Annotated in this window: 22 protein-coding genes and 1 riboswitch; of the genes, 11 read left to right on the forward strand and 11 right to left on the reverse strand. The window is 36.3% G+C overall.

All coding sequences use genetic code 11. From position 1 onward, the window contains the following. Positions 1-637: 637 nt before the first annotated feature. Both DBR39_RS24170 and DBR39_RS24175 read right to left on the reverse strand, forming a co-directional pair. Positions 638-784, reverse strand: coding sequence for a bacteriocin-like protein (locus tag DBR39_RS24170; RefSeq protein ID WP_165835290.1), 147 nt, complete (start codon positions 782-784; stop codon positions 638-640). A 28-nt stretch (positions 785-812) separates the two neighbouring features. Next, positions 813-956 (reverse strand): bacteriocin-like protein, encoded by a 144-nt coding sequence (locus DBR39_RS24175; RefSeq protein ID WP_153816340.1) that lies wholly within the window; start codon positions 954-956, stop codon positions 813-815. A gap of 289 nt (positions 957-1245) precedes the next feature. Between DBR39_RS24175 and DBR39_RS04310 the strand changes: the two genes are divergently transcribed. From DBR39_RS04310 to DBR39_RS04335, 6 genes are all read left to right on the forward strand, one after another. After that, positions 1246-2121, forward strand: a complete 876-nt coding sequence (locus DBR39_RS04310) for an alpha/beta fold hydrolase (protein WP_124531002.1) — start codon at positions 1246-1248, stop codon at positions 2119-2121. Positions 2122-2141: 20 nt separating this feature from the next. Next, the gene (locus DBR39_RS04315) at positions 2142-2510 is read left to right on the forward strand and encodes a VOC family protein (RefSeq protein WP_124531003.1); all 369 of its coding nucleotides are present in this window, start codon (positions 2142-2144) and stop codon (positions 2508-2510) included. 192 nt (positions 2511-2702) lie between these two features. Then, positions 2703-3245: a hypothetical protein gene (locus tag DBR39_RS04320; RefSeq protein WP_124531004.1), complete on the forward strand. Its 543-nt coding sequence runs from the start codon at positions 2703-2705 to the stop codon at positions 3243-3245. A 228-nt stretch (positions 3246-3473) separates the two neighbouring features. Continuing rightward, on the forward strand, positions 3474-4214 hold the full coding sequence (locus DBR39_RS04325) for a hypothetical protein (RefSeq protein WP_124531005.1): 741 nt from the start codon (positions 3474-3476) through the stop codon (positions 4212-4214). 69 nt (positions 4215-4283) lie between these two features. Then, a complete protein-coding gene (locus tag DBR39_RS04330; protein ID WP_124531006.1) occupies positions 4284-5306 on the forward strand; it encodes a sensor histidine kinase in 1023 nt (340 codons plus the stop codon). A 5-nt stretch (positions 5307-5311) separates the two neighbouring features. Next, positions 5312-6079 carry a LytR/AlgR family response regulator transcription factor gene (locus DBR39_RS04335; protein WP_124531007.1) on the forward strand — a complete coding sequence of 256 codons (768 nt, stop codon included), beginning with the start codon at positions 5312-5314 and terminating at the stop codon, positions 6077-6079. Between the two features lie 46 nt (positions 6080-6125). Here the strand turns inward: DBR39_RS04335 and DBR39_RS04340 are convergent, their stop codons facing one another. Beyond that, the gene (locus DBR39_RS04340; RefSeq protein WP_089690995.1) at positions 6126-6587 is read right to left on the reverse strand and encodes an Lrp/AsnC family transcriptional regulator; all 462 of its coding nucleotides are present in this window, start codon (positions 6585-6587) and stop codon (positions 6126-6128) included. A 195-nt stretch (positions 6588-6782) separates the two neighbouring features. Next, a riboswitch (cobalamin riboswitch) is annotated at positions 6783-6968 on the forward strand. Positions 6969-7143: 175 nt separating this feature from the next. On the opposite strand from DBR39_RS04340, the gene metE reads away from it, so the two are divergent. Together metE and DBR39_RS04350 are read left to right on the forward strand one after the other, a co-directional pair. After that, a complete protein-coding gene (gene metE, locus DBR39_RS04345; RefSeq protein ID WP_124531008.1) occupies positions 7144-9447 on the forward strand; it encodes a 5-methyltetrahydropteroyltriglutamate--homocysteine S-methyltransferase in 2304 nt (767 codons plus the stop codon). Between the two features lie 209 nt (positions 9448-9656). Then, positions 9657-10367, forward strand: coding sequence for a hypothetical protein (locus tag DBR39_RS04350; RefSeq protein ID WP_124531009.1), 711 nt, complete (start codon positions 9657-9659; stop codon positions 10365-10367). Between the two features lies 1 nt (position 10368). On the opposite strand, the gene DBR39_RS04355 is transcribed toward DBR39_RS04350, so the two are convergent. Then, complete coding sequence (locus tag DBR39_RS04355; RefSeq protein ID WP_124531010.1) at positions 10369-11166, reverse strand: helix-turn-helix domain-containing protein; 798 nt, start codon at positions 11164-11166, stop codon at positions 10369-10371. Positions 11167-11282: 116 nt separating this feature from the next. Then, complete coding sequence (locus DBR39_RS04360; protein WP_124531011.1) at positions 11283-12698, reverse strand: aldehyde dehydrogenase family protein; 1416 nt, start codon at positions 12696-12698, stop codon at positions 11283-11285. 526 nt (positions 12699-13224) lie between these two features. Between DBR39_RS04360 and DBR39_RS04365 the strand changes: the two genes are divergently transcribed. Beyond that, positions 13225-13839: a DUF1062 domain-containing protein gene (locus tag DBR39_RS04365; RefSeq protein ID WP_124531012.1), complete on the forward strand. Its 615-nt coding sequence runs from the start codon at positions 13225-13227 to the stop codon at positions 13837-13839. A gap of 76 nt (positions 13840-13915) precedes the next feature. Here DBR39_RS04365 and DBR39_RS04370 read toward each other — a convergent pair whose 3' ends face one another. From DBR39_RS04370 to DBR39_RS04390, 5 genes are all read right to left on the reverse strand, one after another. Continuing rightward, positions 13916-15154 (reverse strand): RNA polymerase sigma factor, encoded by a 1239-nt coding sequence (locus DBR39_RS04370; protein WP_124531013.1) that lies wholly within the window; start codon positions 15152-15154, stop codon positions 13916-13918. Positions 15155-15315: 161 nt separating this feature from the next. Then, complete coding sequence (locus tag DBR39_RS04375; RefSeq protein ID WP_124531014.1) at positions 15316-16227, reverse strand: PhzF family isomerase; 912 nt, start codon at positions 16225-16227, stop codon at positions 15316-15318. Between the two features lie 59 nt (positions 16228-16286). After that, positions 16287-17042, reverse strand: coding sequence for a LytR/AlgR family response regulator transcription factor (locus DBR39_RS04380; RefSeq protein WP_124531015.1), 756 nt, complete (start codon positions 17040-17042; stop codon positions 16287-16289). Continuing rightward, positions 17039-18106 (reverse strand): sensor histidine kinase, encoded by a 1068-nt coding sequence (locus DBR39_RS04385; RefSeq protein ID WP_124531016.1) that lies wholly within the window; start codon positions 18104-18106, stop codon positions 17039-17041. Before DBR39_RS04385 ends, DBR39_RS04380 begins: the two co-directional genes overlap by 4 nt. A gap of 69 nt (positions 18107-18175) precedes the next feature. After that, complete coding sequence (locus DBR39_RS04390; RefSeq protein ID WP_124531017.1) at positions 18176-19084, reverse strand: DUF6268 family outer membrane beta-barrel protein; 909 nt, start codon at positions 19082-19084, stop codon at positions 18176-18178. A gap of 61 nt (positions 19085-19145) precedes the next feature. Here DBR39_RS04390 and DBR39_RS04395 point away from each other — a divergent pair, with 61 nt between their 5' ends. Next, positions 19146-20309 (forward strand): helix-turn-helix domain-containing protein, encoded by a 1164-nt coding sequence (locus tag DBR39_RS04395; RefSeq protein ID WP_124531018.1) that lies wholly within the window; start codon positions 19146-19148, stop codon positions 20307-20309. A 119-nt stretch (positions 20310-20428) separates the two neighbouring features. Further along, complete coding sequence (locus DBR39_RS04400; RefSeq protein WP_124531019.1) at positions 20429-22069, forward strand: serine hydrolase domain-containing protein; 1641 nt, start codon at positions 20429-20431, stop codon at positions 22067-22069. A 72-nt stretch (positions 22070-22141) separates the two neighbouring features. On the opposite strand, the gene DBR39_RS04405 is transcribed toward DBR39_RS04400, so the two are convergent. Then, positions 22142-22459, reverse strand: coding sequence for a hypothetical protein (locus DBR39_RS04405; RefSeq protein WP_124531020.1), 318 nt, complete (start codon positions 22457-22459; stop codon positions 22142-22144). Positions 22460-22462: the final 3 nt, after the last annotated feature.

A 22462-nucleotide genomic window follows, 5' to 3' on the forward strand; every position in this document is an offset into this window, starting at 1 on the left:
AAGGTCAAGTCCCAGGATTTTCAGAAAAACTTTTTCCGTATAAAAAATCTACGCAAAAACTTTTTCCAAAAAACCTTGACAGAAAGCCACGCTCATTTTCAAAAGGCTTTCTTTTTTTCTTTTTTTCCGGTTTTTTCTTCGTTTTCTTTTAGAAATATTTCAACTGAAAATTTAAGCGGAAAAGAGAAGGATTAATTCTTGATTTGAATTCAAAAAATCTGTTCAATTTTTTAATCTTTTTACTTGCAGATTTGAGCAGAAATTTATAGTTTTACTTCGTAAAATTTAAATTAGGATTTTACCACTTTTTTGCAAATGTCCTATTTGAGGCCATTCACAGAGATGCTACAGCGAAAATCTTATCCATAAAGCGATGAGAAATGGGTACAAAATCCCTCTCTCTCCGCGAGTATAAAATATAAACCTACTGATCATCAGTAGGTTTTGTTTTTTATTGAAGTTTTCTTTCCCACATTTTTCCCCTTATTTTTTATAAAGCAGAAATGGTGATTGAACCCCATTTAGTGAATTTTTAGGGATAAAAAAGCTGACTCAAGAATAAATGGAGGAATTTAAAAACAAAGAAACCCGCAACTCATACGAATTACAGGTTTGTGTTTTTGTAAAATACAACGTTCTAGCTTAATATCTCACAGGGTGCTATACAAATCACCCACGGACATCTTTTTATTCCCGGAGGAGGACAGCAGGCTTCCGAGCAGCTTACCGCTCCGCCGTTGATACTTTTTAACTGATCTCTTGAAATTTTTTTAGAATTTTTCATACTGAAGTAATTAGGTTAGACTTAAGATTTAAGGTTGATTTCCACCGCCGCATCCGTCATATGGCATGCATTGCCATTTTCCGCTGATTAAACATAGCTGACCACCTCTGCAATCAATACCACCCTTAATTGTTTTCAATTCCTGTCTTTCGATTTTTTTTAAATTTTTCATAATATTTAGGTTTAGTGATGTTCGAAATTAATCAATTTTTAGCAACCAAAATAAAAATATATTGAAAATATTTATCTTTAATTAAATTATTTGTGTGATATTTTATTGTAATTCTTCTGAAATCAGGTAAAAATATAATCTGTGTAAAGCACGGAATACTTGTCCAAACAGAATCCACAAAGAATTGATCTCATCCAGATAAAATCTTGTCCTGTGACAAGTGAATTTTTATCATGACTTGGTAATTTTGATGAAAAGTTTTTAACTAACCTCAAATCTCAATAATAGTATGAAAAATGTATTCAAATTTTACAATCTGTTGAAAACAATACTGATCATTGCAATCATTATGTGTACAACATCACAGTTGTATGGGCAGAAAATAAAACCTTCTGAGAGTGGCTATGCCCCTGTTAATGGTATTAAAGTGTATTATGAAGTGTATGGACAAGGAGCACCCATTGTATTGTTGCATGGTGCTTTTATGACAATCGATATGAATTGGGGAGAATTGATTCCTGAGCTCTCAAAAAACCGGAAAGTAATCGCTATTGAACTGCAGGGACATGGACACACCCCATTTTCAGAACGAAAATTATCACACGCCACGTTAGCAAGTGATGTAGCAGGGGTGATGGATTATCTGAAAGTTGACAAAGCAGATGTCGTAGGATATAGTTTTGGTGGAGCCATTGCCTACCAGTTTGCTATACAGAATGCCAAAAGGCTAAATAAGCTGGTGATTATTTCAGCAACCTATAAAAGCAGTGGCTGGATACCTGAAGTAAGCAATGCTTTTAAAGCAATGAAACCTGCCTTTTTTATGAACAGCCCTCTGCAAACCGGATATGAGGCAGTAGCCCCTGATAAGACAAAATGGACAAAATTCTTAGAGCAGATGATCGCTGCTGCCGGACAGCCTTTTGATCTGGGAGATTCTAATATTTCTAAAATTTCAGCCCCTGTTTTAATTATATCCGGAGACAATGACGGACTGGATAAAATAGAGCTTACAAAAACCTATAAATTATTAGGCGGAGGCATTGCTGCTGATATGGGCGCTATGCCTAAATCTCAGTTGGCCGTTGTTCCTGGTCAAAGCCATGTCAGCCTGATGATGCAGACCACAACGATTCTGAATTATCTGAATGGATTTTTAAAATAGCCTCATAAATAAATAGTATTATGAATGCAAAATTTGAAGCGGGAATGAATATCGCTATAAAAATTCCTAAAAATAAATATGAAAAAACAGTTGCTTTTTACAGAGATATTTTAAAGTTTGAAGTTGAGGAAAAACCGATTAATAATCCCACGATTTCCAGAACACATGAAGTGAAATTCGGGAATAATATCCTTTGGTTAGATTGCGTCGACAATTACACCCATTCCGAAACCTGGTTACAGCTTACAGTTCCTGATATAGAAGAAGCAACACAATATTTGCAGTCAAATGGCATAGAAACCTGTGATGAAATTGAAAAACTTCCTGAAAATATGCATTGGATTACAGATCCGGCAGGTACGGTATTCAATGTACAGGAAAGGGAATAAGAATCAGATCTTCAATTGAAGGAATTTATGCATTGAATTATATTTTTTGAAACAACAAAAAGCATAGTAGGAAGCTGAGATTTTATTCTGGTTCTGCAAAAATGAAAAAGATTAATAAAAATTTTATAGAGGCAAATAATGTAATTTTAATACCTTTAGCCATCCAATCATTACAATTATTAAAATAGTCCTATGCAGACCAAACCATTCACTTTAATTCTGGCAATCTTTTTTCAACTAATAAGTATAACTGCTTTTTCACAGAAATCAGCGGCTCTAAACTCATTATTAGACAAAAATTCTGAATTTATTTTCCCGCAGACCACCGATAAAATTTCAAAAGCATTGAATGTAAAAACGGTGTTTTATGAAGATGCCAATGAAGAAAAGTATGCGAAATGGCCCACAAAAACAGGATTGGAGCTTTATTGCAGTCTTGGAAAAGATAATACGGTGAATGAAATGTTTTTCACGATTTCAGACAATAAGCATTTGATCGTAGAAGGACTGCCTTTTGGTCTTACCATGAACAAAAGTACATTGCAGGATAGTAAAGTTAAATTGAGTAAATACAATCCAAAGACTCAGAAGCTTGATGCCGGCAGTGAATTTCCCGGCGGTTCAAAACTGATTTTTAAGAAAGGAAAACATTATGCGACTTTACTGTTCGACAGTAAAAATCTCTTAAAATCATTAGGGCTTACAACAGAGCTTATTGATCCGGCTGCGAATTAATGAGTCTAAAAAAGCTTAAAAAATAATAGAAAATCCGTCATATAAAGTGGCGGATTTTTTTATTGGGTGAACTGATCCTGGTGACAGAAAGAAAGTCACAGTATATTCATCTGTAAAAATCTTCCGTTTATTTCTTTATTTCCTTAGTCCATTGTTTTCGGTTTGAATAAGAGCCATGGTTCTAATAGTTTTGACCTATCAAAATAGAAACAGTTAATACTATAATAGATGAACAGGGAATTAATTTTTTTAAGAACATTTGCTTTTGCAGCAGTCATTGGAATTGTCTTTTTAACAGCTTCTGCATTCAAAACAGACGGGCATCAGAAATTTACTGAAATAGATGTCGAAAGAATCAATATTGTTGAAAAAGACGGTACTGTAAAAATGATTATTACCAATGTCGGGAAATTCCCTAACGGAGAAGACAGGATCAATGGAAGTCCTACCAATAAAACAAGAAAGAAACGGTCAGGGATGCTTTTCTTCAATGAAGATGGAATTGAATGTGGTGGTTTTATCTATGACGGGCAGAAAAATAAGAACGGGCACAGTTCCGGACTATCGCTTACCTATGATCAGTATGATGGAGATCAGGTGATGCAGCTGCTGACTCAGGATTACAGAAAAGGAGATAAAAGAATAGTATCCAGCGGGCTTTATTTCAATGATCGTCCCTCAAAAGAATCACAAACCAAAACCGGAGAGATCATGGCAGAGCTGGATCTGCTGAAAGACCAGGAAGCGATACAGAAAAAATATAAAGAGTATGAACAGCAGGGACTGATTGGAGGGGCCCCGCGCATGCTGCTTGGGAAAACTAAAGATGAAAATAACGGACTGTTTTTATTTGACAGCAAAGGACAGCCAAGAGCCAGATTTTGTGTGGATAAAAATAATGAAGCCAAGCTGGATTTCTTAGATGATAAAGGGAATGTTACTGCCTCATTTCCCGAAAAGAAAAAATAATAATACAAAGAAATAGCTCTGTAAAAATATAGGGCTATTTTTGTGAAAAAATGACCACTCATAAAGCTGATGAAAACTATTTTAAAACAGGTTAATCAGAACAGATATTTCCTTCTGTTTGTACTTTTGTTTGCCTATCTGCAATCTATTCATATCCGTATAATTATAAGAAGGACATTAGATGCATATGTCTTTACTCCGGAAGCTGCTGTTGCCACTTTTATCAGTGCATGTATTCTTTTTTTTGTAATGGATTTTTTCATTAAGAATTGGAAAAAATCATCAACATTCAGTATTGAGGATATTCTTAAAATATTCAGCTCTTCACTTTTGACCTATCTGTTGGTTATAAAAATAATAGGTTTTATGATTTCATTGGCCTTTGGGACCATTGAGAAAAATTTCAACAAGGAAGTAGTCACCCTCTCTACTTTTTCGGACCTCATTGGTGGTTTTATATACGGGAGTTTTTTCCTGGCTTACCGCTATTACAAAAAGAATACAGCCTATCAGAAACAGCTGGCTCTTTATCATCAGGCATTGTCTGACAGTAAAATTAATCAGCTGAAAGCACAGCTTAATCCCCATTTTTTGTTTAATAATCTTAATATTCTGGACCAGCTCATTGAAGAAGATAAACAAAAAGCTTCTGATTTTTTGAACGAATTTGCTGAAATATACCGCTATGTTCTGGATGTTTCTGATAAAAAAATAATTTCAGTGGAAGAAGAACTGGCTTTTGCAGAAAAATATTTTAAACTGATACAGTACAAATATGGAAATGTTTATTCTTTGAAAGTGAATCATAGTGGAGCGTCAGGAAATATTATTCCGCTTTCACTGCAGTTGCTGCTGGAAAATGCAGTTCAGCATAATATTGGGACCTTTGCCAATCCTGTTTTGATTGTAATAGATCTGAATCATAAAATAACAGTTTCTAATAACAGGCTTCCCAAGCGAAACAGTAAGAAAACTTCCGGAAGAGCATTGAATAATCTTATCGAACAATATGCGCTGCTAACAGATCAGCAGGTAGAGATTTTAAAAACAGAAAATGAATTTTCAGTAATCATTCCTATAATTCCAGTATAACAAGTATGATAAAAGTTGTAATCATCGAAGACGAAATCCCGGCCAGAAACAAATTGAAACGTTTCATCAGTGAGCTCGATGAATCCGTTGAAATTGTTGCAGAAATTGACAAAGTAGAAGAAGCCATCGCTTTTTTTAAAAATTCAAATGTTGATCTGATCTTTTCTGATATTGAATTATTGGATGGAAATGCCTTTGAAATCTATAATCAGGTGGATATTTCCAGCCCGATTATCTTTACTACGGCCTATGATCAGTTCTTGATGAATGCCTTTGAGAGTAATGGAATAGAATATCTTTTAAAACCATTTTCACAGGATCGTTTCCAAAAAGCCTGGAATAAATTTCTGTTACTGAAAAGTACTGCATCTGAGCAGCAGGATGTGTTCGTAAAACTTCAGCAAATGCTTAATAATAACCATCCCGGGAAAAACTATAAAAAGAGATTTACAATCAGCTCACATCAGGGAATTTATTTTATAAATACTGAAGATATTGCTTTCTTTGAAGCAGAAGAAGGAATTGTTTTTGCCGTTGACACTGCTGGAAAGAAAAACCTGCTGAATGAATCAACATTAAAAGAAATTGAAAAACAGCTGGATCCTTTAGCCTTTTTCAGGATCAACAGAAGTGAACTTGTTCAAAAAAAGCATATTGAAAGAATAGAACGTTATAACAAAAACACCCTCTCCATCAAAATAAAAGGATACAAAGACCATCTTATTACCAGCCAAAGCAATACCTCTTCCTTCAGAAAGTGGATAGAAGAATAAGGGATGGAATCTTTTTAGAATCAATAATTTTTAACTCCCCATCAAATCATATGGTCAGTCCGTGATTGTTTTTCACCTCAGCCATGACAAAAGTGCTGTGAGTACTTCCGATGGAATCTACAGAGCCTAACTTGTTAAATACAAAATCCTGATAATGCTTCATATCTCTGACCTGTACTTTCAGAAGAAAGTCAAAATCTCCGGAAATATTATAGCACTCAGCAACTTCCTCAATTTCTAAAATTTCTTTTACAAAATCATAGCCTACAGACCTGTCGTGAATTTTTAGTTTGATCTGACAGAAAACGGTAAACCCACGGTTGAGCTTTTCAGCATCAAGAACAGCAGCATATCTTTTTACAAATCCGTCCTGTTCCAGTCTTTTTACCCTTTCAAAAACCGGCGAAGTAGAAAGGTTTACTTCTTTTGCCAGTTCTTTTACGGTCAGTTTTGCATTTTTCTGGAGCAGCCTGAGCAGCTGTACATCCTTATCATCGAGTTGTTCCACAGAATATTATTCTTTTATAGTATTAAAACAGTCAAATTTACAGAATTATATGCTTTAATTTTATTTTTCAAAAGATTAATTTGCTTAATTAATTTACTTTGATTGTGTTTTTATTCTGTATTATTAATTTTACACAAAATTAAAAACTTTTACTGATGGCGATTGTTATCAATAAAAGTACAGTTCTTTAAAGATACTTCATCAAACAGGAAAGGTTTTACGTAAGGTAAATTAATAGGGAATCGTGTGAGAATCACGAGCTGTCGCGCAACTGTAAGTAACACACCAAAGGTTTCTGTCCTTGCATATCCACTGCCAAAGCGGGAAGGATGACAGAAGCTGTTACAAGTCAGGAGACCTGCCTTTACTGAATTGACAATGCTTTCGCGGTCTGAAGCTTTTGGGTCATACAGATGATATATCGGATAATGCATTTTTTCGTGTGAGAGAAATTGTACCGTTCGCTATATTACTATTTTCCAAAAACTCTTTACCCAAAGCATTATGAAACATTTTAAAGGGCTTTATCATTAAGTTTAATTAAAAAGTTTAAAAAATGCAAACTCACATTCTGGGCTATCCGCGTATTGGTAGCAAAAGAGAACTCAAAAAAGCCTGCGAGCAATATTGGTCAGGTAAAATTCTTCTGGAAGAACTTCTGAATACAGGCAGAACTATCTGTAACCAAAACTGGAATATTCAGAAAGAAGCAGGAATTGATCTTATTCCGTGTAATGATTTCTCATATTATGATCAGGTATTGGACATGAGCCTTGTAGTAGGAGCAATCCCGGCACGTTATCATGAAGTGGTGCTGAAAAAGAATAATTCTGAACTGGATCTTTATTTTGCCATGGCAAGAGGATATCAGAAAGAAGGATTGGATATCACAGCAATGGAAATGACCAAGTGGTTTGACACCAATTATCACTATATCGTTCCCGAATTTTATAAAAACCAACAGTTTAAGCTAAGCTCGGATAAAATTTTCAATGAATTTGCAGGAGCAAAACAGGCGGGAATCAACGCAAAACCAGTTATTATCGGACTTGTTTCTTATCTTCTTTTAGGAAAAGAAAAAGAAGAAGGATTTGATAAACTGGATCTGGCTGGAAATCTTCTTCCCGTATACACAGAGATCTTAACCAAGCTTCAGGAGCAGGGCGCAGAATGGATTCAGTTTGACGAACCTTTTCTGGCGTTGGATTTAACGGAGAAAGCGAAAGAAACTTATCATTTTGTTTATTCTGAAATAAGAAAACGTTTCCCGAAACTGAAATTTATTGTTGCTGCATATTTTGACGGATTGAAAGATAATGTATCGCTTGCTGCTTCACTTCCTGTGGATGTACTGCATATCGATCTTGTAAGAAATCCTGAGCAGTTGGATGATATTCTGAATGGTATTCCGGAAAGCTTAAGTCTTTCATTAGGAGTGGTGGATGGAAGAAATATCTGGAAAAATGATTATGAAAAGTCATTGTCCTTCATCAAAAAAGCTGTTGAAAAATTAGGATCTGAAAGGATTTTAATTGCTCCATCTTGTTCATTGCTTCACTCACCTTGTGATCTGGATTTTGAAACCCATCTGAATGCTGAGATTAAAAACTGGCTGGCTTTCGCCAAACAGAAAGTAGAAGAAGTAGTAACGCTTAAAGAGCTGGCTTCCGGAACAGAAAATGAACAGATTCTTGCAACATTTGAAGACAATAAAAAAGCAATTGCAAGCAGAAGAACGTCGTCTCTTATTCATAATGATAAAGTGAAGCAAAGGGCCCATGCTGTCACTGAAAAGGATGCTCAAAGAATAAATACATTCAAAATCCGTAAAGAAGAACAGCAAAAAGAATTACAGCTTCCTTTATTCCCAACGACAACAATCGGATCATTTCCTCAGACAACAGAAGTAAGAAGCTGGAGAGCAAAGTTCAAGAAAGGAGAGCTGACAGCAGAACAATATGATGCTCTACTGAAAGAAGAAACCCAAAGAACGATTCGCTGGCAGGAAGAAATCGGAATTGATGTGCTGGTACACGGAGAATTTGAGCGCAATGACATGGTTGAATATTTCGGAGAACAGCTGGAAGGATTTGTATTTACTAAAAACGGATGGGCACAGAGCTACGGAAGCCGTTGTGTAAAGCCTCCTGTAATTTTTGGAGATGTTTCCCGCCCGACTCCTATGACGGTATATTGGTCTCAATATGCGCAATCTCAGACTGAAAAATGGGTGAAAGGAATGCTTACCGGTCCTGTTACGATTTTACAATGGTCATTTGTACGGGATGATCAGCCTCGTTCGGAAACATGTAAGCAGATTGCCTTGGCGATCCGTGATGAGGTGGTAGATCTTGAAAAAGCAGGAATCAGAATTATCCAGATTGATGAACCTGCGATAAGAGAAGGGCTGCCATTAAGAAAAACCGACTGGCAAAACTATCTGAAATGGGCAGTGGAAGCTTTCAGAATTTCAGCAAGCGGAGTAGAAGATGCCACACAGATCCATACCCATATGTGTTATTCTGAATTCAATGATATTATTGAAAACATTGCCGATATGGATGCTGATGTGATTACCATAGAATGTTCCCGTTCTCAGATGGAACTGTTGAATGCCTTTGCAGATTTCAAATATCCAAACGAAATTGGTCCTGGTGTTTATGATATTCACTCACCAAGAGTTCCTTCAAAAGAAGAAATGATTGAGCTATTGAGAAAAGCCCAGAATGTAATTCCTGCCAATCAGCTTTGGGTAAATCCGGACTGCGGACTGAAGACCAGACATTGGGAAGAAACAGAAAAAGCTTTAATAGCAATGGTAGCAGCCGCTAAAGAAGCATCAGTGGAATATGCACTTTAAAAAACTTTCAAATAATTAGATTCAACAATTCAGATCGTGTTATGATTTTCATAGCACGATTTGTCTTTTTACCCCCCTTAAAACATTGATGAACTCTGGTATTGGTTATTCATTTATATAGTATATTTTTGCACTTCGACATTTTTAAAATAATATTTTTTATTTAAAAATTGTTGACAATTGATAACCAGTTAACTATAAATAAACCCATGAAAGAATCATTTCCTGAAATGAGATCGGAAACCTACAGCCCTGAATATATGGCCAGACTGAGGTGGAGCATCGTCATTCTTTTTGCAGTAATCGCTGTTATTTTACTCATATTTTTTATTGAGGCCGTTTCAGCATCTTCTTCAGACACTTCTGCTACAATGATTTTTCTTTTTCTCTTTCTTATTACAGGGGCGCTATCAGGTTGGCTGGCTTATGAAATCACCAGAAATAAAGACAAGAAAATCAGTGGTATGCTGATCAACCATCAGGGAATTCTGTTTCTTAACAGGAATGACAAAGTTCTTTCAGAAATTAGATATCAGGATTTGGTCAAAAGCCAGAATCCTTATACAAAAGATATCTATTCTGAAGCTGCTTCCAATGGAAAATACGGCAGCTTCAGAAAGAATCTGTATGTTCATGAAAAAGATGAAAACAGAAAATCCAGAAAGAAGCTTATCAATCTGGATGTAGTTACCCTTAAAAACCGATATGATCTTATCGGGCATTTTCTGAAAGGCATACAGACTTTCCGCCCTGATCTGAAAATTGATGCAGAGATTTACACGGATTTTTATCTTGACAAAAAAACATTGCGTTATGCTCCTGAAAATCTTAAAAGCGATATGAAATTGAAAATCATTACAATAGCAGTTATGATCCTGGTCATCCTCGCTTTCAGGTATATTTTTCTAGATGAAGTCTAAGTTATTTTGCCTGTAATGAGCTTGGCGAAAATCCAAACTGTTTTTTAAAGGCAAAAGAAAAGTGAGATAAATTTTCAAATCCAAGATCAAGATAGATATCAGAAACCGATTTTCCTTTTTGGGTAAGCAGAAAATGGGCCTCCCGTAATCTTCTGAGCTGCAGCCACTGCCTTGGAGGGATCCCAAATATTTTTTGAAAATCTCTTTTAAAGGAAGACAAACTTCTCCCTGTTAAGTAAGCAAAACGTTCTACATTAACATTGAAATGAAAATTCTTGTTCATAAACGCTTCAATGTCAATTTTATAAGGTTTCGAAAAATCAAATAAAATATCCTTAAGACCTGAATCATAGTTCAGCAGAAGCAGTAAAGCTTCTTTCTGTTTGAGACGCAGAATTTCTTCGGAAGCAGTAAGATCTTCGTATGCCAGTAATGAATACATAAAAGAAGTTAATGCCTTTTGATCCGGTTTTATAAAGGCGGGAATATTGTCTTTCTTCTCTGCCTGATATCCATATTCACGGCTGAAGTCATGCAGCATAGCATCATCAAAATAGATCGAAACGGTTTTGATTTCACCATTTTTAGGCGGATATTTTGCAAATTTCAATAAGCTGTTTTTCCTTGCAGAATAGAGTTCACCTTCCTTGAATATGGTTTTGTTAATACCGTCATTCAACTCCATTTCTCCGGAAATAACCAGCCCAAGACTGTGAATCTGTGCAAACTGTTCTCCTTCTCTGAATTCTGAAAAGTGGCAGGAGTAATTGATAGGAAAGGGAATGTTATTTTCGCTCATGGCTCAGAGGGTTGTTTTTTGATCGATTCTTTTTCAAACTTACAAAACTTTTTTAGGATCATAGAATCTTCACAGCAGAATGATCCTGAGAACATTGTGCTGTGAAGAATTTCATATTACACCAGAATAGCTTTTGGTTCCAGATAGGCTTCCAGTCCGAACACCCCAAACTCGCGGCCAATACCGCTTTGTTTAAAACCACCAAAAGGGGCAAAAGGATCATGTGAAAAACCATTTATACAGATTCTTCCGGCATCAATCTGTGCGGCAACACGTTCCGCGTGTTCCTTATCCGCAGAGCTGATGTAAGCTGCCAGACCATAAGTGGTATCATTGGCAATTGCAATCGCTTCCTCTTCATTGGCATAAGGAATAATAGACAATACAGGTCCGAAAATCTCCTCCTGTGCAATACGCATATCATTACGGACATTAGTAAAAATGGTAGCCTTTACAAAATTTCCACTTTCAAGGCCTTCCGGTTTGCCTTCTCCTCCCGCAAGCAGCGTAGCCCCTTCTTCCTGTCCCAGACGGATATAACTTTGTACTCTTTCAAATTGCTTGGTACTTACCATAGGCCCGACAAGAGTGTCTTCTTCATTAGGATTTCCTACTTTTACCTGTCCTGCAGCTTTTTTAGCCAGTTCATTCACTTCATTCAGTCTGTTTTGAGGAACGAGCAGACGGGTAGGGGCGATACATGCCTGCCCGTTGTTCATATAAGCTCCGAAAACAGCCATAGGAATAGCTTTATCAAGATCGGCATCTTCCAGGATGATGTTAGGAGATTTTCCACCAAGTTCTAATGTTACTCTTTTCATTGTATCTACAGCACCTTTAGCAATCGCTTTTCCTGTTAATGTAGATCCGGTGAAAGAGATTTTAGCAATGTCCGGATGCTGGGTAATTTCAGCTCCTACTACATTTCCTAATCCGTTTATAATATTGAATACGCCTTCCGGTAAATCTGCTTCATGAAAACATTCTGTAATCAGCTGGGTTTGTGCCGCACTCATTTCACTTGGTTTGATAACGGTGGTACATCCTGCAGCAATAGCAGTGGCAAGCTTGCTGCAGATGAAACTGTTGCTGGCATTCCATGGAGTAATGATTCCCACTACTCCCAGAGATTCAAAACGGACTTTAGAATGTCCGACTGTTTTTTCAAAGTCATAAGATTCCAGTGTAGTAATGGTTGTTGTGAAGGCTGAAATCGCATTTTGAACACTCATTCTGCAGAATTGCAATGTTCCTCCATATTCATTCACCATCGCAGAAACCAGTTCATCCTCCCGTTTGCTCACAGCTTCATGAAGCTTTTTAAGAATATTAATGCGTTCTTCTTTTGTTGTTTTTGAAAATGTTTTGAACGCTTTCTTCGCTGCGGCGATGGCCATTCGGGTATCTTCTTCATTTCCCAGAACTACTTCTCCGGTTTTTTGATTGGTTGTAGGATTTATAAGGTCAAATGTTTCTGTTCCATTCGGTGTAACAAATTCACCGTTGATGTACATTGTATTAATCTGTTTCATTTTGATGATTTTAATACCACAAAGTTCGTCAGAAACAGAAAAGACAGGTTTGCTGTATGGCTCAAATTTTATTTGTTGTATGGTTCATTTTAGAGTATTAATTTATTTGAAAAATACAGTCTGATAATTTCGTTTTTTTAATAAAAATTTAAAAACACCCTATTCTTCGATAAAATTGACTATTTTTATCATAACCAAGTAAATAACTCGTTTTGAGAACAACTCTTAAACTTATTATCGCTTAGTATCAGTCTCAGTAACCACAGGCTGATCGTTCTTTCGTTTGGGTAATTCTACCCGAACAGGTTTTCATTTCATCATATTATGTATTGCATTGCCTGTAAAGGGCAGCCGTATCTGCTATTTCGGTTTTCACAATTGCTATTGATCAAAGACTGAAATAGATGGCAAACTATACCTTAAGAAATACTCTTTGGGGTAAGTGCCAGATGCGTACCCACTTTCTTGTAATGCCTGAATAGTATGGAAAAAATCCAACAAAGAATACTAAGCACAATTATAAGTAATGAGTACACACTATATATGGGAGGTACAAGCGAAAAACACTCCCTTACTCAAAAAGAAATGCAGTCATTGTAACAGCGAAAGGTTTTATTGCAGCGATAAATTCAGATTGAATGCTCAAAAAAAGAATATTGATATATGGTTAATTTACAGATGTGTAAAATGCAGCAACACCTATAACATGACGGTATTTTCAAGAATCAGAACAGAATCCATCAGTAAAGAGATATTCAACAAATTTTCAGAAAACAATACGGAAATCGCCTGGAAATATGCCTTCTCACAGGAAATAAGACGGAAAAATAGTGTGGAAGCAGATTTGGAAAGTGTAGAATATGAAATTTTGTATCAAACCCTTAAAGTAGAGGGTGTTATCAATATGGACAATGAAATGATTTCGTTTCAAATACAATGTCCTTTTGATTTTAACATAAGAGCTTCAACAGTTATCCGAACATGCTTAGGTCTTTCATCATCTACATTGAATCTGCTGCTTGACATGGGTGCGGTGTATTGTAATGAAAAACCTTTACAAAAGAAATATAAGATTAAAAACGGTGACATTGTTAAGATCAACAGACAAAAACTGATCAATATTTATCTTATTGGGAAATAAATTGTCAATACTATCAATGACAAATAATTAAAATAAAGCCTCCAAATCAATGCTCTGGGGGCTTTTTATTTACATCTTACCTTGATTGCTTTAAAACATTGATCTGTTTCTGCAAAGTCTGTTTTTCTGATTTTGATTGGGTCAGACGGATGGCTTCTTCAAAATGATGAATGGCTTCATCTGTATCGAGCTCAGTATATAAATATCCCAATAATCCATGATAATATTCATTGTCTGTGAGACTAAGTTTTTCTGCCTCAGTGATTGCTTTCTTATTTCCATAGACTTTGGAAAAAGCAAAAGCTCTGTTTAAAGCAGTAATGGGAGAATATTCAAAAATGATAAGCTGATTGTACAGGTTTAAAATATGCGGCCATTTATCTTGACCAGCCGGAGAAGTATGCCAATAAGCGATACCTGCTTCCAGATGATATTTAGAAATGGAAGTGCTGTCGGTCTGACAGGCTTCTATCAGGTAGTAATTGCCTTTTTCAATCAAAGCTTTATCCCATAAAGTTTCGTCCTGCTCGTCAAAGAGAACCGCTTCCCCTTTATCATTCGTTCTGGCATCCAGCCTTGAACTCTGAAAACACATCAATGCCAGTAATGCATTAGTTTTAGGAGTATTCGTAAATGGATGATCAGTAAGAATCAGGGTGAGTCTTATTGCTTCCAGGCAGAGATCTTTACGGATGAAAAGATTATTTGTTCTGGAGAAATAGCCTTCATTAAACAGTAAATATAAAGCAGTCAATACCATTTCCAAACGTTGGTGAATATCCTGTTCACTTAAAGATTCTATTGTAAAATGATGGGTTCTGAGCTTTTCCCGCCCCCGTTGCAGACGTTTTTTGATGGTTTCCGTTCTGGAAAGAAAGGCATTGGCAATTTCTTCAACACTAAAACCACAGAGAATCTGAAGAGCCAGACCTATTTGGGTTTCCTGGGAATTGACAGGATTGCAGATCATAAAAATCATTTCCAGCTGGCTGTCGGATATATTTTTGGTGTCAAAATCTATTGTATGATTTTCATTTTCAAATATTTTCACCTCTTCCTGTTTGTTTTTTTCAATAACGGAAAGATGCTTGAAATAATCTTTTGCTTTATTCTTAGCCACGGTGTAAAGCCAAGCTGCTGGATTATCCGGGAGCCCATTCATTGCCCAGTATTCTGAAGCTTTCAGAAAGGTTTCACTGGCAATATCTTCTGCAATTTCGATATGTTTAATATCAAAACTTTTACAAAGTACCGCAACGATTTTGCTGTATTCGGTTCTGAATAAGTGCGGTGTTATTTCATTCGGATTGACCATGGTTTATCAAAAAGGCTCTATCAAATGTAATTATATTTGCTTTGGATACGCAGAAGCGCAATGAAAATGGGATCTCCTTCACTTCCCAATTTTTTTGATTCATGTCAATGACGATTGGCTCTCTCTAACGGGGACAACTTTTGTAAATATAATGGGTGGAATTATTTCAGAACCATAGTTGTTCTGAAAACACCTACTGCATTTCCGGTAATACTTATGATGTCGGGTTGATTGTCTTTGACGGTTACCCGTACCTTTACTTTACCAATTCTGTTGAGGGCTTCACCCTGTTTTCCTGTGAATTCAAAAATCCCATCAGCAGCCTCTCTGATTTTGTTCTGAATAAGATAACCTCCCAAAGGTCCGTTAGCGTTTCCGGTAACCGGATCTTCAGAAATGCCGATGGCTGGAGCAAACATTCTTCCATTGGTTAAAATATCTTTTTCATCCGTATCAAAAGTAAATACGAAATATCCATTACAGCCGATTTCTTTACTAAGCTTTTCCAAAGCGGTAAGGTCAGGAGTAAGTTGATTTAAAGTCGTACTGCTTTTAATGCCGATCATGACTTTTGAATGCCCTGTTGAAGCAATCTGTACCGGACATTTTTCATCAAGATCATCCATTGTTAGTCCCAGAGCCAGCACAACTTTCTGAATGGTTGAAGCATCAAAAACAGGGCTCAGCTCAAAGTTTCCCTGTGTCATTGTGATAAGATAATCATTGCTTTTTCTGTCAATATAAATCGGTAATACCCCGATTTGGGTATTTATTTTAATGGTGCAGGAATCCAGCTGGTCTTCCTGAGCTTTTGCATAGAGTGCGGCAATAGTAGCATGACCGCAGGAAGGAACTTCTGTGGTAGGAGTGAAGTAACGAACATGATAGTCAAAATTTTCTTCCCGGGCATCAGGTTTGAAAACAAATGCTGTTTCAGAATTGTTAAGTTCCCGGGCAATCAGCTGCATTTCTTCAGAGGTAAGATTTTCAGCATTTAATACAACTCCTGCGGGATTTCCTTTGAATTTTTCTTTGGTAAAAGAATCTATTTGATAGACGATTACTTCTTTCATGACGGATGATTAAGTTTACTGTAAAAATAAGAAATGAACACGGAGATTAAGCATATTATTTAATCATCATTCAGCCATTCCAGGAAATTCTGAACCCGTACTCTGCTTACAATAATTTCGTGGGGGCATTCTGGTTCAAATTCGATATTCAGTCTGCTATTTTCCACCTTTTTAATTCCTTTGATCGCTTTAATATTAGCAATGCAGTTGCGGGAAACCCTGAAAAAAAGATCTTCAGTGAGCTGATCCTCCAATTGGTCCAGAGTATAATTGATAATATACCTCTTATTGTCAAAAGTATGCAGCATCACTACTTTTTCTTCACTATAGAAATAGGCGATGTTTTTAGATTCCACATACAGATATCCTTCACGGGAATGTACCAAATATCTGTTTTTTACTTTTTTCATCAATGATGATTCCACCATACGAATGCCTGTTTCTTTCTGTTCTCTGTCAAAATGCAGGTCTTCCAGCTTTATAAGTGCCCGTTCCAGATCCTCTTCAGAGATAGGTTTCAGTAAATAATCTATACTATTGACTTTAAAAGCCTGAATTGCATATTCATCATAAGCTGTCGTAAAAATAATAGGAACTTCCACCTTGATATGATTGAAGATTTCGAAGCAGCTTCCGTCCGAAAGGCTAATATCCATCAGAATAAAATCAGGGTTATTTTCCTGGAGAAATTCTACAGACTCCAGCACACTTTGAGTTCTTTCCAACAATATATCATTCGGACGGAGTTTATCCATCATTCTTTTCAGTTCAGAAAAAGCCAGACGCTCATCTTCAATGATCAGGTATTTTTTCATTCTACGAAAGGTATTTTAACAATGAACTCATCCTTTTCTTCTATTATTTCCAGTTTTTTGTGATAGCGGTCGTATTGTGCAATCAGAAAAGACAGACCTATTCCTTCTCCTTTGATGGCATCATTTCGCAAAGATATTTTGTTTCGGAAAGATATGGCGTTCTTATCAGCAGAAATATGGATCATCAATGGAGTTGCAGCTGAACTTATATTGTGCTTGAAGGCATTTTCCAACAGGAGCTGAAAGCTGAAAGCCACAATTTTCTGGTGTTGCCATTGATCCATTGTTTCGATATCAATGATAAAGCCTTTCTCAAATCTTATTTCCATTAAAAACTGGTATTGGCGGAAGAAATGCATCTCTTCCTGTAGAGTATTCAGTGGTTTTTTACTTACAGAAAGTACCTGTCTGTACACCTGTGACAGAGCTTTGGTGTATTTGTTGGCCTGTTCCTGATTTTCATATATCAGAGAAGACAGTACATTCAGAGAATTGAACAGAAAATGTGGATTTACCTGTGCCCGCAATGCATTATACTGATACATCAGCATATTGTGTTTTGCTTTTTCAGAAGCTTTAATGGCTTTGCGCTCTGCCTGAAAGTAAAATAATAAATCGAGTACCAGCAGAATGGGCAGATTGGCAGTTATATTAAGAATAAGACCTGTTTTATAAGAAAGAGACTGCTTTATTCCTACATCAAAGATCTCTGTAACAATAAAATTGAATGCAAAATACAGCAAAATACACAGCAGAATATTACTTACAAATAATGAAGAAGCATGTCTATACATACTGGTATGCATGGGAGTAATTCCATTGATTAATTTGATCAACAGATAATCCAGAAAAGTCATTACCAATACAATAGGGTATATAAGCACAAACTGCAGCGGAAAATTATCCCACAGGCTGATTTTAGACAGAATACTGCTCTGCATAATGGTATTGAAGAAAAAGATCTGGTATACGGTGTAGATGGAAGTGACAATGAAATAATAAAGAGCAATCACATATTTCCTGTTCTTTGTCTCCTGATCTTTGAAAATTTCAGCAAAATCCATATTTAATATTGTGTTGGTGATAAAAGGTATAATAAACCGTTCTGTTCATTTTTGTGATACAAGAATAAGTTATTTTCGTTTTCCTGCAAAGTTATATTTAATCCCTGCAGAAATATAAAATGAAGGATCAAAAGTAGCATTTCCCCATTTCAAAAATTGGGAAGGTTCCCGGTCTCTGTATCGGTCTGTACGTCCGAAGTTGGCTCCAAATATGCCACTGAACGTCCAGTTGTTGATTTTATACTCAGGTTCTATGCCCAGACTTACAAAATGATGATCAAAATATTTCTTCTGTCCGTCAATTTTGGCAAGAGAAAAGAAAAATTTCGGACGGTTTACAATGCGCAAAGCCAGGGCTTCATTAAATCTGTAGCCCACAGAGAATTTGGGAGTATAACTAAACTCAGCATGGTATTCCATTCCCCGTTTTTTTTCGCTATGGTATTGGAAATAAGGCATGGGAATAAGCATCGGCTTATCAAAAGCATTATTTGCGATGAGGGCAACACCAAGTTTTATCTTAGGACGGATCTGCCATATCAATGAAGAATAGGCATTTATTACAACCTGATCTATTTCCAGTTTCTGAAGATCGGTATGGGTAGAATATACCCCTGCTGAAACTCCTCCTACAAACATCAGTTTCTCATGTATCGGAGTCATATAAAGCACTCCAAGGTCTGTGGATGCTATTTCTTTAGGCAATGCCTCTGTGGCAGCGCCCTCATTGCTGAACGAAGTGTATGAAGCATTCAGCGTTGCTGCCCATATTTTAGGTTGTTGGTAAGCAGTCGGCTTTACACTTACCGGAGCGGTTACTGTAAAGGAGGTGGTAAAAGCAGAGCTTTTTCCGTCGGTTTTTTCCCGATTATCATCAATGTATTTTTGCTGTGGCAGATATTCTGATCTGATTTCTATCTGAGCAAAAGCATAAACTGCCTGTGTGAGAGCAGCTATTATAATCCATTTCTTTCTCATATATTTCTTTTTTGAAAGCACAAAGAAACTTTAATATTTGCTTAATTAATTGTTTGTCAGTATGTTAAATGACGAATTAAAGAAAACAAAGGATAGAATGAATTATTCTGATGATGAATTTCTGTATATGATTTTTAGAATCCTGATTATTTGTAGTTTTGTGAATATCATGAAAATAGAGAATATGTCATTCATCAACGATTTAGGTAAAATTATTTTTTTCCTGTTTCTGCTGTTAAGCGCCTTCCTTATTACAGCAAAATCAGAAAGAAAATTACCCAATTATCTATTTGCGGCCTTTCTGTTGATTTCTGTGATTGATCTTTCGGGGTTCTTTCTGGCGCCGTCTGATAATACAATGATTAAAGGGTTCAAACTGGGTAGTGTTCTGCTCCAGATGCCTCTCTATTTTCTGTACGTCAATGCTGCCTGTTATTATAATTTTACCCTTCGTACAAAACATCTTTTGCATGCATTGCCATTTTTGTTCTTTTTGTTGTGGTTTAGCATAACAGGAATTTCTGAGAAAAATAATCAGATATTTGATATCGTTTCTACAGTTCAGTATTACTTTTATATCGTTGCTGTATTTCTTGTACTCAGGACATTCCGGAAGCTGTATCAGGAAAATTACTCAAGCAATCATCATCTTACATATAAATGGCTGATGCAGACCACTATTCTCTTTTTGATCGGGAATTTTTTTGTATTGCTGAGAGGTTTTATCAAGACGGATTCTTCTACTTTTATGTATTTATACGCATTTTCATCACTGTTTGTTTTATTTATCATCAGCTGGTTTGTATTAAATGCTTTATACCGTCCCAATCTTTTGGCTGGGATCAATAAGGATCTGACTCCTATACAAAAAGTTGATGAGCCTCAAAAAGAGGAACCGGAACAGTTGAAAAATCTCCTGAAATTTATGGAAACTGAAAAACCATATCTGGACGATAAGCTTACTTTGCAGAAACTGGCGAAACAGATCGATATTCCGGAAAAGCAACTGTCGGGATTAATCAACCAGCATACGGGTAAACATTTTTTTGACTTTATTAATGAGTTCAGAATTAATAAAGCGAAAGCGATTCTTAAGGATCAGCCTCAGCTTACCGTACTTGAAGTTCTGTATGAAGTGGGGTTCAATTCCAAATCTTCATTTTATACAGCATTCAAAAAAGAAACAGGGGTTACTCCTACAGACTACAGAAAATCAATTGTTTAAATGGTGTCCGACTTTAAATCGGACTGATTTTTCAGATAAAAATAGTCCGATTTCCGGTAGTCGGATATTTAAATCATTGCAAAATCTCAGATTTGCTTCATCATTAAAATTTAAAACAGATGAAACCACAAATCAGATTGGCATGGGTCCTTTTTATAATTCTGAACACCGGATTTTATTTCGGTCAATTGACCCAGCAGGATAAAATCCACAAAGCAGATTCCGTAGTGAGCAGTTATTCCCAATTAAATTCACCCGGAATGGCTGTAGGAATTATTAAAGACGGAAAAGTAATCTATAAAAAAACATACGGACTCGCGAATCTTGAAAACAGAATTCCTGTGACAGATTCTACCGCTTTTGATATCGCTTCCATTTCCAAGCAGTTTACCGCATTTGTTGCATTTATGGCCGAAAAAGAAGGCCGATTGTCTTTTGAAGATGATATCAGAACTTATCTGCCGGAGCTGAAACATTTACCCTATAAAATCACCATCAGACAGCTGGCAAATCACACCCATGGATTACCGGATTTTACAAGCATCAAAAGCTTACAGGGAATTGGAAATGAAGTTCGGGTGACAAATGCAGAAGCTGTGAAGACCGTTTTGGCCATTAAAAGCATCAACTTCAAACCTGGCGACGAATATAAATACAACAATACCGGATTTATGCTGTTGGCAGAAATTCTTCATAGGGTTTACAAAAAAGAATTTGCGCAAATACTTAAAGAATATATTTTCAAACCTCTGCACATGAATCATACGATGGTAGTGGATGATCCGGCAAAAATTACTCCTAACAAAGCAGAATCTTATCAGGGCAGCAGTTCCGGTTTTATCAAAACTCCTCTCGGACAGATGGAAAATGGTTCTTCCAATATTTTCACTACGCTGAACGATTTGTGTACATGGGCAATTAATTTTCAGGAACCCTCCATTGGAAGCCGCGAGATTTATAATAAAATGCAGCAAAATACCTTTTTAAATAATGGTGAAAAGATAGAGTACGGCTTGGGATTACAAACCGGAAAATATAAAGGTCTGGATATTGTTTTTCATGGCGGAGGTACAGCCAGCTACAGGTCTTATATCCTGCATGTTCCTGCTTATCATCTGTCTATTGTACTGACAGGCAATAAAAGTGTGTTTGATGGGCTGCTGATTGCCTACAGAGTAGTAGATGTATTTCTTAAAGATCAGCAGATTCTTCCGCCACCTCCCCAAAAAGTAACCTATACCGCTGCCGAGCTGAAATCATTTGAAGGGACTTATGAAATCAATCCTGGAAATTATCTGGATATCACAACAGATGGCAGAAATATGTATCCTAAAGGCAGTAAAACTCCTTTGGAAACAGTGGGAGATAACCAGTTTAATATACCTTCTATTCCGACAGGAAGCCTTACATTTCATCCGGGATCGGTAACTTTCAGGATCGGAGATTTTACATTTATCTGTAAAAAAGTAATCTTAAAGCCTTTGAAAGAAGATAAAATAGATCTTACCAAGTTTGTAGGGTTTTACAGGAATGAAGAATTCAACACGATATATCAGTTGGTTATAGAAAATAATAAGCTGATTGCCAGACATCCTTTGAATCCTGATATTCCGTTGTATTTTCTAAGCAATTCAGAGCTGTATTCTTCTCAGTCATTCTTCGGACGGCTTGATATTAAATATGACAAAAATAAAATAGTATCCGGATTTCTATTATCCGGAGGAAATCTCTCTAATATTGAGTTCAAAAGAATAAAATAGTCTTCTTAAAAGTGTCATCCGGATGTTCTTACATGAAAAACCAGAATGACACTTTTTCGGTATCAATAAAATTTATTTGTTCTGTCCGATATCCAGCCTTTCAAATTTTCCTTCAGCGTTTTTATGGAATCTGAAAAATACAGGAAAGGTTCCCCATTTTCCAGCCTGAAAGTTGCCATAAATATCTTTTCCATCATTTTCTACACGGTCTATGCTGAGAAATTTCTCATTGCCCAGAGCGTTAGAGAAAAATGATTTAAAGTCTACCTGCTGGCTGTCATCGGTCATCGTTGGGTTTTCTGTGAAGAAGCTGTACCAGCTTTTATCACCATTCTGTAATGCTTCGATCGCTTGTTTTACCGAAGGATCTGTTATTTTTGATAAGTCCATTAT

The sequence above is a fragment of the Chryseobacterium sp. KBW03 genome, from assembly GCF_003852415.1.
Taxonomy (GTDB): domain Bacteria; phylum Bacteroidota; class Bacteroidia; order Flavobacteriales; family Weeksellaceae; genus Chryseobacterium; species Chryseobacterium viscerum.